The following is a 12877-nucleotide window of genomic DNA, read 5'->3' on the forward strand; positions in this document are numbered from 1 at the left end:
TCGGGCAAAAGCGCGTCCATTGCAACCTGCCCCGTGAGAGCCAGGGCCCATTACCTAGTCGAAGGACATCCATGTCGCGGTTCAGCTTCATCCTGTTGAGTGTCGTCGTCGTCATCATCGTGGCGCTGGTCGGCTTGAGCTTCGTCAATACCGAGAAGCCGCCGGTGACCGTCGAGAAGGCGATGCTGAATGAAGCCCAGGCGCAATAACGCCGTAGGGCGCAGGAAGACCGCCTGGGCGCTGGCGGGCGGCGTAGCGCTGCTCGCGGCGGCGGCCGCGCTCGCTCAGGAGTCGCTGCTGCCCGAAGGCTTCGGGCAGCCCGGCCCCACAAACCGTCCCCAACAGGCGGCGCCCGCCCCGGCGCAGCCCGCTACGCAGGCGCCTCGGCCCGCGGCACCGGCGCCGGGAGCGCCCGCGCTGGTGCTGGATCCGGCGATCTTCGCGGCGGCGGCGCCGCCGGCCGAGCCGGAGCCGCAGGAGGAGTTGCCCGATTCGGCGCGCCGCTCGATCGATCAGGTCGGGCCCTTCGCGGGTTTCGGCAAGGCGGCCTGGGGCGATCAGGATGGCCGCTTCCTGTCGACGCTCATGCGCCGGCTGGATGTGCCGCTCGCCTCCCGCTGGGCGTCGATTACCTTGCGCCGCGCGTTGCTGAGCCGTGTGCCGACGCCGTCCAGTGTCTCGGCGCCCGACTGGGTTGCCGAGCGCGCATGGCTGCTGCTGCGCATGGGCGAAGCCGACGGGGCCCGGATGCTGATCCAGGGTGTCGACGTCGATCGTTTCAACGCCAAGCTCTATGCGGTGGCGGGGCAGAGCGCGCTCGCCAACGCCGATGCCGCCGGGCTGTGCCCGCTGGCTGATGGCGGATCGATCCGCAGCCGCGAGCCGATCTGGCCGATGGCACGCGCGATCTGCGCGGCACTGTCGGGAGACACCGCGATCGCCGATGTGCTGATGGACCAGGCGCGCCGCCGCACCCGCGATGCGCAGGGCATCGATGTCCAGCTCGCCGAGCGGATGATGGGCGTTAACGGAGCTGGCCGGCGCAGTGTCAGCGTCGAATGGACCGGCGTGAACCAGCTCACCGCCTGGCGGTTCGGCATGGCCAGCGCGCTTGGCCTCACCATTCCATCCGATCTCTACGGCACTGTCGGCCCGCAGGTGGTCGCGTGGAGCGCGCGGGCGCCGATGGTGCCGCCCGCCGAGCGTCTCGAAGCGGCGATGACGGCCGCGCGGATCGGGGTCTTCTCGAACTCGGCGCTGGTCGATCTCTACGCCCAGTCGGGCGATGACAGCGATCTGACCAGCGATACGCCCGCCGGGCGGCTGCGCATGTGCTATGTCGCCGATGGCGATGGTGCGCGGGTCTCCACGATGCGGGGCTTCTGGACCGGCGAAGGGCTAGACGACAAAAGCAAGGTCGATCGCTATGCCGGCCTGATCCTGACCGCGCGGGCCGCCGCGCGGATCGTTCCCGACGCCGATCACGCCGCCGACGCGGCCGAACTGATCGCATCGATGATGGCCGCCGGGCTCGATCGTAAGGCTGCCGCCTGGGCGCCCGTCGTCGCGGGCATGTCGGCCGAGAAGGGCGATGCCGCCTGGGCGATCCTGGCGGTCGGCACGCCCGCCGTCTCGGTCGATCTATCGGGCGACCGGCTCGCTTCGGTGGCCGATCGCTGGAGCGAGGCGAATCCGCAGAAGCTGCGGCTGTTGCTGGCGGCACTGGCGGGCCTCGACCGGCTCAGGACCGAGGATCAGATGCGGTTGCTCCAGGATCATCGGGTGGGCTTCGATAACCGCTCCAACTGGGGCCGGCTGCTGCTCCAGGCCGCCGATCGCAAGGAGCCGGCGACGGTCGCCCTGCTCGTTGCGGCCGGGTTGCAGAAAACCGGCTGGGGGGGGGTCAATTCGGCGATGTTCGCGACGATGATCCGCGCGCTTCACGATGTCGGCCTCGATGGCGATGCGCGCATGATCGCCGCCGAGGCGATGTCGCGGTTGTAGTGGAGAGAGCGCCGAAGATCCTCCCGATGCGCAGCACGGAGAGGGGGACCGCGGCGAAGCCGTGGCGGAGGGGCTTGCTCGGTCGTCGGATCACCCCTCCACCATTCGCTTCGCGAACGGTCCCCCTCCCCACCGCTGTGCGGCAGGGAGGATCCCTGCCGTGAAGGACTCCGAAGCCATCGCCCAGTTCCTGGAGATGCTGGCCGCGGAGGGCGGGGCGGCGAAGAACACTCTGCTTGCCTATGGATCGGACCTGCGCGGTGCATCCGAAGTGGTGGCCGGCGGGCTGGTCGGCGCCGATGCGGCCGTGCTGCAGAGGCTCGGCGGCGAATGGATGTCGCTGAGCCGCACGAGCGTCGCGCGCAAATCATCGGTGCTGCGGCGCTTCTACGCCTTCCTGGAGGAGGAGGGAATCCGCCACGACGATCCATCCGACGCCTTGCCGCGCCCGGCGGTGCAGCGCGCGCTGCCGCGCACGCTGAGCCACAAGGATGTCGAGCGGCTGTTCGACACGCTGGAGGAGCGCCGCCGCGACCGCAATGCCGATCCGCTGACCCTGCGGCTGATAGCATTGGTGGAGTTGCTTTACGGCTCCGGGCTGCGTGCGACCGAGCTGGTCTCGCTGCCGCGCCACGCGCTGCGCGGCGACCGGCCCTTCCTGATCCTGCGGGGCAAGGGCGGGCGCGAGCGGCTGGTGCCGATTTCCGAACGCGCGCGGGCGGCGGTCGCCGATTGGGGGCTTCACGTTCCGGCCGACCAGCCCTGGCTGTTCCCTTCGGGGCACGGCCATCTCAGCCGGGTGCGGCTGTTCCAGCTGGTCCGCGAACTGGCCGCCGAGGCCGGCATTCCTCCCCAGCGGATCAGCCCGCATGTGCTGCGCCACGCCTTCGCCACCCATCTGCTGGAAGGCGGGGCCGATCTGCGTGCGTTGCAGACGATGCTCGGCCATGCCGATATCGGCACCACCCAGATCTATACCCATGTGAACAGCGCGCATCTGGTCGAGCTGGTCAACAGCCGCCACCCGCTGATGGACGCGGCACGGCGGCGCTGACCAGGGAGTTGCGGATCGGACCTTCGACATCCTCAGAGCCAAGGGCGACTGATACGGTAGCAGGCTTGCCTGCCGACAGGTGCTGACATAGTCCCTGACCCGGCGCGATGCCGCGCGGGGGAGGGTGTATGGCGGGCGAAGTGGTGTTCGACGCGAAGCGCGATCGGCTGGTCATCTTCGCGTCGACATTGGGCACCGTGTTCGAATGGTATGATTTCTTCGTCTACGGCACCCTAGCCAACATCGTCGCCGGGCATTTCTTCCCTTCCGACAATCCGGTTGTCAGCTTCCTGATCTTCCTCGCCAGCTTCGGCGTCGGTTTCGGGATGCGGCCGCTAGGCGCGGTGTTGTTCGGGGTGCTCGGCGACAGGCTGGGGCGCAAATATACCTTCCTCGTCACCATCGCGCTGATGGGCGTTGCCACCGCTGCGGTCGGGATATTGCCGACCTATGAAACGATCGGCATCGCCGCGCCGATATTGCTCGTGCTCTGCCGAGTCCTGCAGGGGCTGGCACTGGGCGGCGAATATGGCGGGGCGGCGATCTACGTCGCGGAACATGCGCCGAAGCACCGGCGCGGCTTCTACACCAGCTTCATCCAGTCGGGGGTGATAGGCGGTTTCCTGCTCAGCCTGATCGTGGTCCTCGCCTCCAGCCTGTTCGTCGACAAGCAGGCCTTCGCGGCCTGGGGCTGGCGCATTCCCTTCCTCTTCTCGCTGGTGCTGCTCGGCGTTTCGCTGTGGGTGCGGCTGAAGCTTGACGAGAGCCCGGTGTTCAAGGCGATGAAGGAGGCCGGCGAGATCGCGAGCAATCCGCTGCGCGAAAGCTTCGATAGCTGGGCGAGGGTCAGGATGATCCTGATCGCCCTGTTCGGTCTGGCCGCCGGCCTGACCGTGATCTTCTACACCGGTCAGTTCCAGGCGCTCTATTTCCTCCAGAACAGCCTCCGGGTCGACGACGATGCCGCCCGGATACTGATCGCCACCTCGGCGGCATCCAGTTTCGGCTGGTTCGTGCTGTTCGGCTGGCTTTCGGACAGGGTCGGGCGCCGAAAACCCATTCTGATCGGCTATGTGCTGACCCTGCTGCTGATCTTCCCGCTGTTCCACTGGATGGCCGATGCGGCCAATCCCGGCCTGGCCGCGGCGATGGAACGCGCGCCGGTCGTCGTGCAGGGCAGCGATTGCCGCTATGATCCCTTTGCCAAGGAGCAGGCCGGAGCCTGCGGAAGGCTGCTCGATCTGCTGTCCAAGAAGGGGGTCGCCTATGGCACGATCGATGCCCCATCGGGTACGGCCCCGTCGGTGACGATCGGTGGACGGGTAGCGGATGCCCGGAATCCGGCAGCACTGGACGCATCGCTTTCGGCGGCGGGCTATGACCTCGAAAAGGTCACGCCGCCCATCGGCGCGGGGGTCAGGATCATTTTGTGTCTCACCGCGATCGGCCTTTTGTCGGGGATGACCTTCGGTCCGTCCGCCGCGCTGATGGTGGAGATGTTCCCGGCGCGGGTCCGCTACACGTCCATGTCCATCCCTTATCATATCGGCACGGGCTATTTCGGCGGATTCCTGCCCCTCATAAGCCAGTATATCGTCGCGAAGACCGGCGATCCCTTTGCGGGGCTGTGGTATCCGGTGGCCGTGGTGGCGGTGTCGCTGCTGATCACGCTCATCTGGCTGCCCGAAACGGCGGGCAAAGAACTGGAATAGCCGGAGCGGGACCGCTATCGCGCTCCGGTGATCCCGAACGATGCTCCCCTCAGGTTGATTCTGGACGGTGCCGCCCTTGTCGCCAACTGGCGCTGGGCGTCCGCGACGGCCGCCGCGCCCGCCGGGGCCGCGGTGAAGGCCGACGGCTATGGCCTCGGCGCGCATGAGGTGAGCCGGCGGCTCGCCGCAGCGGGCTGCCGCGACTTCTTCGTCGCCACCTGGGCGGAGGCCGATGCGCTGGGGGCGCTTCCATTCGGTGCGGGCCTCTCGGTGCTGCACGGCGTGCGGGAGGAGGATATGGCCGCGGCGCTGGCTTCGACCGCGCGGCCCGTGCTCAACACGCCCACGATGGTCGCGCGCTGGAAGGCTGAAGCGCCAGGGCGGCCCTGCGACGTGATGGTCGACACCGGCATGAACCGGCTCGGCCTCAGCCTTGCGGATGCCATGTCGGGACTGCTCGACGGGCTCGAGATCGATGTGCTTATGAGCCATCTCGCCTGCGCCGACGAGGTGGACCATCCGTTGAACGAACGCCAACGCGCCAGCTTCGCCGAGCTTTCGGCGGCCGTTCCCGCCAGGCGTTACAGTCTCGCCAATTCGGCCGGCGCCTGCCTGGGCCCCGATTATGGTTTCGGCCTGATCCGGCCCGGACTTGTCCTCTATGGGGGCATCCCGCACCCGGCGGCGGCGGGTCACGTCGCCCAGGTCGCCGGGATCGAGGCGCAGATCCTTCAGATCCGTGACCTACTGGCAGGCGATACCGTTGGTTATGGCGCGACCTTTACCGCCGTGGCGCCGGCCCGGGTCGCGATCCTCAACCTCGGCTATGCCGATGGCTATCTGCGCGCCTTTGCCGGCCATGGCGTAGCGTGGGCGGGGGAGCGGGCTTGCCCGCTGGTCGGGCGCGTCTCGATGGATCTGACTGCCGTCGATATCGGCACGGCCGATGTGGGCGAGGGGGACTGGTTGACGGTCGACTATGCGCTCGACCGCGCCGCGCAGGCGACGGGCTTGTCGCAATATGAGTTGCTGACGGGGCTGGGCAGCCGCTATCAGCGGCTCTGGAACGACTAGGACATTCGCGATTTTGCAGCCTCTTATCGCCTTTTTCGCTTCGATCGGCCGGTTTTTCCTCGCGGCGCTTGCCGGCATCGGCAGGGTTACGATGTTCGCCGCGACCACGGTGTCGCGTGCCGTCCGTCCGCCTTATTATCCGGCGCGGCTGTTCGAACAGCTGCTGCAGATCGGCTGGTTCTCGCTGCCCGTCGTCGGCATGACCGCGATCTTCTCGGGCGCGGCGCTGGCGCAGCAGACCTTCACCGCCGGCTCGCGCTTCAACGCCACCTCCACCGTCCCCGCGATCGTCGTGCTGGGCATCGTGCGCGAACTGGGACCCGTGCTGGTCGGCTTGATGGTGGCAGGCCGGGTCTCGTCGGCGATGGCGGCCGAGCTCGGGACGATGCGCGTCACCGAGCAGCTCGACGCGCTGACCACCCTGCGCACAGATCCCTATCGCTATCTGATCGCTCCCCGGCTGATCGCCGCGCTGATCGCGATTCCGCTGATGGTGCTGATCGCCAACGCGATCGGCATCTTCGGCGGCTATTTCGTCGCGGTCTACAAGCTCGGCTTCAACGCGGTCGGCTATCTCGACACCACGCGGCAGTTCCTCACCGCGACCGACCTGCAGATGGCACTGGTCAAGTCCGCCTTCTTCGGGTTCTTCATCGCGCTGATGGGCTGCTATCACGGCTTTCGCGCCCAGGGCGGCGCCGCTGGCGTGGGGCGTGCCACCACCGATGCGGTTGTCTCGGCCTTCATCCTGATCCTGCTCAGCAACATGATCATCACGCTGATGGCGTTCGGCTGATGGCGGAGGATTTCAAGATCGTCCTGGAGGACGTGGCCAAGGCTTTCGGCTCGAACCGCGTCCTCGACGGCGTCAACCTGGAGATCGAGCGCGGCGAATCGATGGTGATCATCGGACAGTCGGGCAGCGGCAAATCGGTGATGCTCAAGACCATCCTCGGCCTGATCAAGCCCGATCGTGGTGCGATCCGCGTGGACGGGCGGGACCTGACCCATATGTCGAACCGCGAGCTGGAGGCAGCGCGCGCCAAGTTCGGCATGTTGTTCCAGGGTTCGGCGCTGTTCGATTCCCTCCCGATCTGGCGCAATGTGACCTTCGCCCTGACCCAGGGGCGTGCGCGCGATACTGCGAATATGCGTAAGATCGCGGCTGAGAATCTCGAACGGGTCGGACTGGGCAGCAGCGTTCTCGACCTGAGGCCCAGTGAGCTCTCGGGCGGGATGCAGAAGCGCGTGGCGCTGGCCCGCGCGATCGCGCCCCGCCCGGAGATCATCTTCTTCGATGAGCCGACCACCGGCCTGGATCCTATCCGAGCCGACGTGATCAACGATCTGATCGTCGAACTGGTCGAGGAACTGGGCGTGACCGCGCTCACCATCACCCATGACATGGCGTCGGCGCGCAAGATCGCGCATCGGGTGGCGATGCTCTATCAAGGCAAGATCGTCTGGCGCGGCCCGCGCGATCGTCTCTACGACAGCGGAAACCCTTATGTGGATCAGTTCGTTCAGGGCCGAGCCGAAGGCCCGATACGATAGATTCATCTTCGACGCTTTCGATTAGTGAAAGCGCATTTTCTCATTGGATCGATCAGCGTCGCTTCGGCAGACAGCGCGCTCCTATTCAAGAGAAGGACCCAAGATGCTCGGACGAACCGTTCCCGATGTAACCCTGAAGACCCGCGTGCGCGACGAGAGTGTGGGCGGTCCCAATCCCTTTCGCTGGGAGGATGTTCACACCGGCGAACTGTTCAAGGGGCGTCGCACCGTCGTCTTCGCACTGCCGGGCGCCTTCACACCGACCTGCTCGACCGAGCAGTGCCCGGCCTATGAGCGCAGCTATGACGCGCTCAGGGCCGCGGGCGCCGACGAGGTCTATTGTCTTTCGGTCAATGACTCCTTCGTCATGTACCAGTGGGCGAAGCATCTCGGGATCGAGAAGACCAAGATGCTGCCCGACGGGTCGGGCGACTTCACCCGCCGCATGGGCATGCTGATCAACAAGGATCATCTCGGTTTCGGTGATCGTTCCTGGCGCTATGCGATGGTCGTGGATGACGGCAAGGTCGTCGCCTGGTTCGAGGAACCCGGAATCAACGACGCCGGGACCGACGACGACCCCTATGGGGAAAGCGCGCCCGAAAAGGTGCTCGAATGGCTCAAGGCGCATCCGGTGAAGCAACACGCCGCGGCGTGACGGAATAAGTATCTGTAGTTGCGCGTAAAGACATTGGAGGCCGGGATCCCCGCGATCCCGGTCTTCACCATTTTCAGCGCGCCGGATCAATCCCGAGCGCCTGTTCGACCCGCGCGATCCAGCGCTTCACCGCGGGATAGCCGTCCAGCTGGAAACCGCCTTCAGGGGCGACCCGGGTGTAGGCGACGAGGGCGATGTCCGCGAGGCTGAAGACATCGCTGGCCAGGAAGGTCCGGCAGCGCAAGGTATCGTCCATCAGCTTGAGTGCCGCCTTGCCACGTTCGACGATGCGCGGCTCCAGTTCGGCCGGATTCTTGCCCAGATAGCGCAGCTGGAAGCGCGCGACCGCCACATAGGGTTCGTGGCTATATTGTTCCCAGAACAGCCACTCGTGCATCTTCGCCCGGCTGTAGCCATCGGTGGGGATGAGGTCCGAACCCTCGGCGAAGGCCAGCATGATCGCGTTGGACTGCGCCAGGCACCGGCCGTCGTCGAAGCGGACCAGGGGCACCTGACCGGCCGGGTTCATGGCGAGGAAATCCGGTGCCCGCGTCTCGCCGTTGAGAACGCTGGTCTCGATCCACTGGTAGGAAAGGCCACGCAGGTCGGCGGTCCACTTCACCTTCAGGCAGTTTCCCGAGACCGAATCGCCATAGATGCGCACCGATTCTTCCCCTTCCATCTCTTTCGCCGGGCATAGAGCCGCTTGTCAGCGTAAAGAAACAAAGGTGCAACGCGCTTTGATAAAGCCCCCTTATCGTTCTGGGATCGCTGGACCTTTGTGCAAGGTTCGGAACCCGGCCCAGACCCTTGTCACAAAGGCGTAAGCGTTCGTCGGGGCGGCTGTAACAAAAGCGAATCATAGGCTCCGCACGTCACCCAGCCAGGAGACGAGCGATGAACGCCATCACCCGGATCGCGGCCGCGCAAGGCGCCCGCCCGGCCTTTCCCGAAGCCCGCCGCGAGCGCCGCCGTTACCGGACCATCTGGGTCTCGGACATCCATCTCGGCACGCGCGGCTGCAACGCCCAGATGCTGATCGATTTCCTGGACTCTACCGACAGCGACACGATGTATCTGGTCGGCGACATCATTGATGGCTGGCGGCTCAGGCGAAGCTGGTACTGGCCCTCGGCGCACAATGACATCGTCTGGCGGGTGATGAAGCGCGCCAAGCGCGGCACCCGTGTCGTCTACATTCCGGGCAACCATGACGAGATGTTCCGGCAATTCTCGGGCCTCACCTTCGGCGGGATCGAGATCCGCCGCAGCGCGATCCACCAGACCGCCGACGGCCGCCGCCTGATGGTCACCCATGGAGACGAGTTCGACACGGTGGTGATGTGCCACCGCTGGCTCGCCTTCGCCGGGGACTTTGCCTACGAGACGCTGATGCGGCTGAACGTCTTGATCAACGCGGTGCGGCAGAAATTCGACCTGCCCTATTGGTCGCTGTCGAAGCACGCCAAGCAGAAGGTCAAGAACGCAGTCGAGTTCATCTCGCGCTTCGAGGAGGCCGTCGCGCACGAGGCGGGGACGCGCGGTGTCGATGGCGTGGTCTGCGGCCATATCCACACCGCAGAGATCCGCCAGTTCGGGGACATCGTATATTATAATGACGGCGACTGGGTGGAAGGTTGTACGGCGCTGGTCGAGCATTTCGACGGCAGGATGGAGGTGCTCCACTGGGCCGACGAGATGGCGGCCCGCAAGCGTGCCGAAGCGGAGGCGGGCCTGTCGGCGGCGGCGCTGGCGGCCTGATGCGCATCGCCATCGCCACCGACGCCTGGGCCCCGCAGGTCAACGGCGTCGTCCGCACGCTCCAGTCGGTCACTGCCGAACTGGTTGCAATGGGCCATGATGTCTGCGTGATCGCCCCCGATCAGTTCCGCACCCTGCCATGCCCGAGCTATCCCGAGATCAGGCTGGCGCTGACCACCCATTTCGGGGTCGGCCGCCGGATCGCCGAGTTCGGCGCGGAGGCGATCCATATCGCTACCGAAGGGCCGATCGGACTCGCCGCGCGTCGCCATTGTCTGAGCCGCCGCTTCCTCTTCACCACCGCCTATCATACCCAGTTCCCGGACTATGTGGCGGAGCGGACCGGAATGCCGGCCGACTGGTTCTGGCACTACATGCGCTGGTTCCACGGCCCATCGTCGGCGGTGCTGGCCTCTACCCCGTCGGTCGAAGCGATCCTGCGGGCGCGTGGGGTCGGCCCGGTCCGGCGCTGGGGCAGGGGCGTGGACCTCGACCTGTTCACGGCCGGGCGTGCCGGGCACCCCGCGCTCGCCAATCTCCCTCGACCGGTACAGCTCTATGTCGGCCGGGTTGCGGTCGAAAAGAATATCGAGGCTTTTCTGGCGTGCGACGTGTCGGGCTCCAAGGTGGTCGTCGGCGACGGCCCGGCGCGAGTGGCGCTGGCGCGCGCTTATCCGAACGTGCGCTTTCTCGGCGCGCTCCATGGCGAGGAACTGGCATCGACCTATGCCGGGGCGGATGTGTTCGTCTTCCCAAGCCGCACCGACACCTTCGGGCTGGTGATGATCGAGGCGCTGGCCTGCGGCACGCCGGTCGCGGCCTATCCGGTGACCGGACCGATCGACGTTCTCGACCCCGCTTCCTCTGGCATGGACGAGAATCTCGGTGTCGCGATCGCCAGGGCGCTCGCCTGCGATCGCGCGGCGGCCGCCGCCTATGGCGCGACCTTCGGCTGGCGCCGCAGCGCCGAGCAGTTCCTGGACGCACTGATCCCGCAGGGGGAGGGGAAGAAGCGGCTGTCGGCATAGGCTTTCTACTTCCGCCGCTTTCGCGTGAGAGGGCTGGTGAGGAAGAAGGGGTCCGAATCTAAGAGTTCTTGCCCTCCGCCACGGCCTTCACTACATCATCGTCCATGCTTCGGCCGCTCCGTGACGGGGCGGCCCTTTTATTTTTGGAGGACCGTCATGGCCCAGCCGCTCATGCCCCATGCGACCGCTTCGTGGCTGGTCGACAACACCGCGCTCAGCTTCCCGCAGATCGCCGAGTTCTGCGGGCTGCACATCCTGGAGATCCAGGCGATCGCGGACGACATGGCGGCGACCAAGCTGACCGGCCGCGATCCGGTCCGCGCCGGCGAACTGACCATGGCCGAGATCGAGAAGGGCCAGAAGGACCCGAACTACCGCCTCGTCATGCAGAAGGGGCCGGACCAGCTGCGCCGTACCAAGGGGCCGCGCTACACGCCGGTTTCCAAGCGCCAGGACAAGCCCGACGGCATCGCCTGGATCATCCGCAACCATCCCGAGGTGTCGGACGGCCAGATCTCCAAGCTGATCGGCACCACGCGTACCACCATCGCCGCGATCCGTGACCGGACCCACTGGAACATCGCCAATATCGTTCCCAAGGATCCCGTGACGCTGGGCCTCTGCTCGCAGCGCGAGCTGGACGCGGTCGTCGCCAAGGCGGCCAAGGCGGCGGGCATCGAGGCGGTGCCGGACACCCGTCTGGAAGGCGATCGCGAGGAGTTGATCGCCCAACTGCGTGCCGAGCGCGATGCCGCCGCCCGCAGTGCCGATGCGATCCACGCCAGCGAGGAATCGACCTTCGGCGGTGCGACCTTCATCGATCCGTTCAAGAAATAGGCGGTATCGCAAGACGGCTTGACCCTACCGTCTGCCGAGACCAAGAACCCTCCTATGGATGACAGCGCTGTTCCCGCCGATCTCAGCTTCGAAGAGGCCCTCAAGCAGCTGGAGGCTATCGTTCGGCAGCTCGAATCGGGCGACGTGCCGCTCGACGAGTCGATCACGCTCTATGCCAGGGGTGACGCGCTCAAGCGCCGCTGCGAGGAGCGGCTGAAGGCCGCACAGGCCCGGATCGAGAAGATTAGTCTCGGCGCCGACGGCGCGCCGCGAGGGACAGAGCCCTTCAACGCAAGCTGATCCATGGGCGATTTGCTGTCCCTGGAGCTGGCGCGGATCGCGCAGGAGATCGACAGCCGCTTCGACGCGCTGTTAACCCCGCCCGACGACAGCCGCCGCACACTTTACGAGGCGATGCGCCATGCGGCGATCGGCGGCGGCAAGCGGTTACGGCCGTTGTTGGTCTGCGGCGCGGCGCGGCTTTTCGCCGTCGATCCCGAATGCGCGCTACGGGCGGGCGTCGCGGTCGAGGCGATCCATGTCTACAGCCTGGTCCACGACGATCTGCCGGCGATGGACGACGACGACATGCGACGGGGGCGTCCGACCGTCCACAAGGCCTTTGACGAGGCGACCGCGATCCTGGTCGGCGATGCCTTCCAGGCGCTGGCCTTCGAGATATTGGCGGCACCCGCCACCCATGGCGATCCGTTCGTCCGCGCGGAACTGGTGGCGGCGCTGGCGGCTGCATCGGGCCCGGCGGGGATGGTCGGCGGCCAGGCGATGGACATGGCGGCGGTGGCGCTGATGCACGATCTGGCGACGATAAGCCGGCTCCAGCAGCTCAAGACCGGGGCGCTGATCGGCTTCTCGATCGAGGCCGGCGCGATCCTCGGCAAGGTGCCGCCGGAAGGGCGCACGCGGCTGCGCGGCTATGCGCATGATCTGGGGCTGGCCTTCCAGATCGCCGATGACCTGCTCGATGCCGAAGGCGATCCGGTCGCGATGGGCAAGGCGGCCGGCAAAGACGATGCCGCCGGCAAGGCGACCTTCGTTTCGCTGCTGGGGATAGATCGGGCGCGAGCGCAGGCCCGGCTGTTGTCGGAACAGGCGATCGAGCATCTTGGCAATTTCGGGCATGAGGCCGATCTGCTACGCGAGATCGCGGCCTATGCGGTCGATCGCGACCGCTGAA

Annotated in this window: 14 protein-coding genes; 13 read left to right on the forward strand and 1 reads right to left on the reverse strand. The window is 66.5% G+C overall.

Going from position 1 to position 12877, the window contains the following annotated elements:
- Nucleotides 1-71 precede the first annotated feature (71 nt).
- The 8 genes from CMV14_RS26730 (at nucleotide 72) to CMV14_RS11095 (ending at nucleotide 8056) form a co-directional block, all read left to right on the forward strand.
- Nucleotides 72-209 (forward strand): hypothetical protein, encoded by a 138-nt coding sequence (locus CMV14_RS26730; RefSeq protein WP_176488931.1) that lies wholly within the window; start codon nucleotides 72-74, stop codon nucleotides 207-209.
- Entirely contained in the window at nucleotides 190-2004 is a 1815-nt protein-coding gene (locus tag CMV14_RS11065) for a hypothetical protein (RefSeq protein WP_066958957.1), read from the forward strand. The genes CMV14_RS26730 and CMV14_RS11065 overlap by 20 nt, the downstream gene beginning before the upstream one ends.
- A gap of 160 nt (nucleotides 2005-2164) precedes the next feature.
- On the forward strand, nucleotides 2165-3058 hold the full coding sequence (locus tag CMV14_RS11070; protein ID WP_083215640.1) for a tyrosine-type recombinase/integrase: 894 nt from the start codon (nucleotides 2165-2167) through the stop codon (nucleotides 3056-3058).
- Nucleotides 3059-3186: 128 nt separating this feature from the next.
- Nucleotides 3187-4770: an MFS transporter gene (locus CMV14_RS11075; protein ID WP_066958958.1), complete on the forward strand. Its 1584-nt coding sequence runs from the start codon at nucleotides 3187-3189 to the stop codon at nucleotides 4768-4770.
- 54 nt (nucleotides 4771-4824) lie between these two features.
- Nucleotides 4825-5844, forward strand: a complete 1020-nt coding sequence (alr, locus tag CMV14_RS11080; protein ID WP_238147264.1) for an alanine racemase — start codon at nucleotides 4825-4827, stop codon at nucleotides 5842-5844.
- A gap of 10 nt (nucleotides 5845-5854) precedes the next feature.
- Nucleotides 5855-6640 (forward strand): MlaE family ABC transporter permease, encoded by a 786-nt coding sequence (locus CMV14_RS11085; protein WP_066958960.1) that lies wholly within the window; start codon nucleotides 5855-5857, stop codon nucleotides 6638-6640.
- On the forward strand, nucleotides 6640-7398 hold the full coding sequence (locus CMV14_RS11090; protein ID WP_066958961.1) for an ABC transporter ATP-binding protein: 759 nt from the start codon (nucleotides 6640-6642) through the stop codon (nucleotides 7396-7398). The genes CMV14_RS11085 and CMV14_RS11090 overlap by 1 nt, the downstream gene beginning before the upstream one ends.
- A gap of 103 nt (nucleotides 7399-7501) precedes the next feature.
- Nucleotides 7502-8056 carry a peroxiredoxin gene (locus tag CMV14_RS11095; protein WP_066958962.1) on the forward strand — a complete coding sequence of 185 codons (555 nt, stop codon included), beginning with the start codon at nucleotides 7502-7504 and terminating at the stop codon, nucleotides 8054-8056.
- Nucleotides 8057-8129: 73 nt separating this feature from the next.
- Here the strand turns inward: CMV14_RS11095 and CMV14_RS11100 are convergent, their stop codons facing one another.
- The gene (locus CMV14_RS11100) at nucleotides 8130-8738 is read right to left on the reverse strand and encodes a glutathione S-transferase family protein (protein ID WP_238147265.1); all 609 of its coding nucleotides are present in this window, start codon (nucleotides 8736-8738) and stop codon (nucleotides 8130-8132) included.
- A 215-nt stretch (nucleotides 8739-8953) separates the two neighbouring features.
- Between CMV14_RS11100 and CMV14_RS11105 the strand changes: the two genes are divergently transcribed.
- From CMV14_RS11105 to CMV14_RS11125, 5 genes are all read left to right on the forward strand, one after another.
- Nucleotides 8954-9817, forward strand: a complete 864-nt coding sequence (locus tag CMV14_RS11105) for a UDP-2,3-diacylglucosamine diphosphatase (protein WP_066958963.1) — start codon at nucleotides 8954-8956, stop codon at nucleotides 9815-9817.
- Nucleotides 9817-10845, forward strand: coding sequence for a glycosyltransferase family 4 protein (locus tag CMV14_RS11110; protein ID WP_066958964.1), 1029 nt, complete (start codon nucleotides 9817-9819; stop codon nucleotides 10843-10845). Before CMV14_RS11105 ends, CMV14_RS11110 begins: the two co-directional genes overlap by 1 nt.
- Before the next feature lie 156 nt (nucleotides 10846-11001).
- Entirely contained in the window at nucleotides 11002-11682 is a 681-nt protein-coding gene (locus CMV14_RS11115) for a DUF1013 domain-containing protein (protein WP_066958965.1), read from the forward strand.
- Nucleotides 11683-11736: 54 nt separating this feature from the next.
- Entirely contained in the window at nucleotides 11737-11982 is a 246-nt protein-coding gene (locus tag CMV14_RS11120) for an exodeoxyribonuclease VII small subunit (protein ID WP_066958966.1), read from the forward strand.
- A gap of 3 nt (nucleotides 11983-11985) precedes the next feature.
- Nucleotides 11986-12876 carry a polyprenyl synthetase family protein gene (locus tag CMV14_RS11125; protein WP_066958967.1) on the forward strand — a complete coding sequence of 297 codons (891 nt, stop codon included), beginning with the start codon at nucleotides 11986-11988 and terminating at the stop codon, nucleotides 12874-12876.
- Nucleotide 12877: the final 1 nt, after the last annotated feature.

The sequence above is a fragment of the Rhizorhabdus dicambivorans genome, from assembly GCF_002355275.1.
Taxonomy (GTDB): Bacteria; Pseudomonadota; Alphaproteobacteria; order Sphingomonadales; family Sphingomonadaceae; genus Rhizorhabdus; species Rhizorhabdus dicambivorans.

What these genes read in the sequence shown, in the direction of transcription:
- CMV14_RS11115 (WP_066958965.1), top strand. Translation starts at nt 11,002, where the DNA reads ATGGCCCAGCCGCTCATGCCCCATGCGACCGCTTCGTGGCTGGTCGAC.
- CMV14_RS11125 (WP_066958967.1), top strand. Translation starts at nt 11,986, where the DNA reads ATGGGCGATTTGCTGTCCCTGGAGCTGGCGCGGATCGCGCAGGAGATC.
- CMV14_RS11105 (WP_066958963.1), top strand. Translation starts at nt 8,954, where the DNA reads ATGAACGCCATCACCCGGATCGCGGCCGCGCAAGGCGCCCGCCCGGCC.
- CMV14_RS11090 (WP_066958961.1), top strand. Translation starts at nt 6,640, where the DNA reads ATGGCGGAGGATTTCAAGATCGTCCTGGAGGACGTGGCCAAGGCTTTC.
- CMV14_RS11120 (WP_066958966.1), top strand. Translation starts at nt 11,737, where the DNA reads ATGGATGACAGCGCTGTTCCCGCCGATCTCAGCTTCGAAGAGGCCCTC.
- CMV14_RS11100 (WP_238147265.1), bottom strand. Translation starts at nt 8,738, where the DNA reads ATGGAAGGGGAAGAATCGGTGCGCATCTATGGCGATTCGGTCTCGGGA.
- CMV14_RS11075 (WP_066958958.1), top strand. Translation starts at nt 3,187, where the DNA reads ATGGCGGGCGAAGTGGTGTTCGACGCGAAGCGCGATCGGCTGGTCATC.
- CMV14_RS11095 (WP_066958962.1), top strand. Translation starts at nt 7,502, where the DNA reads ATGCTCGGACGAACCGTTCCCGATGTAACCCTGAAGACCCGCGTGCGC.
- CMV14_RS26730 (WP_176488931.1), top strand. Translation starts at nt 72, where the DNA reads ATGTCGCGGTTCAGCTTCATCCTGTTGAGTGTCGTCGTCGTCATCATC.
- CMV14_RS11065 (WP_066958957.1), top strand. Translation starts at nt 190, where the DNA reads ATGAAGCCCAGGCGCAATAACGCCGTAGGGCGCAGGAAGACCGCCTGG.
- CMV14_RS11110 (WP_066958964.1), top strand. Translation starts at nt 9,817, where the DNA reads ATGCGCATCGCCATCGCCACCGACGCCTGGGCCCCGCAGGTCAACGGC.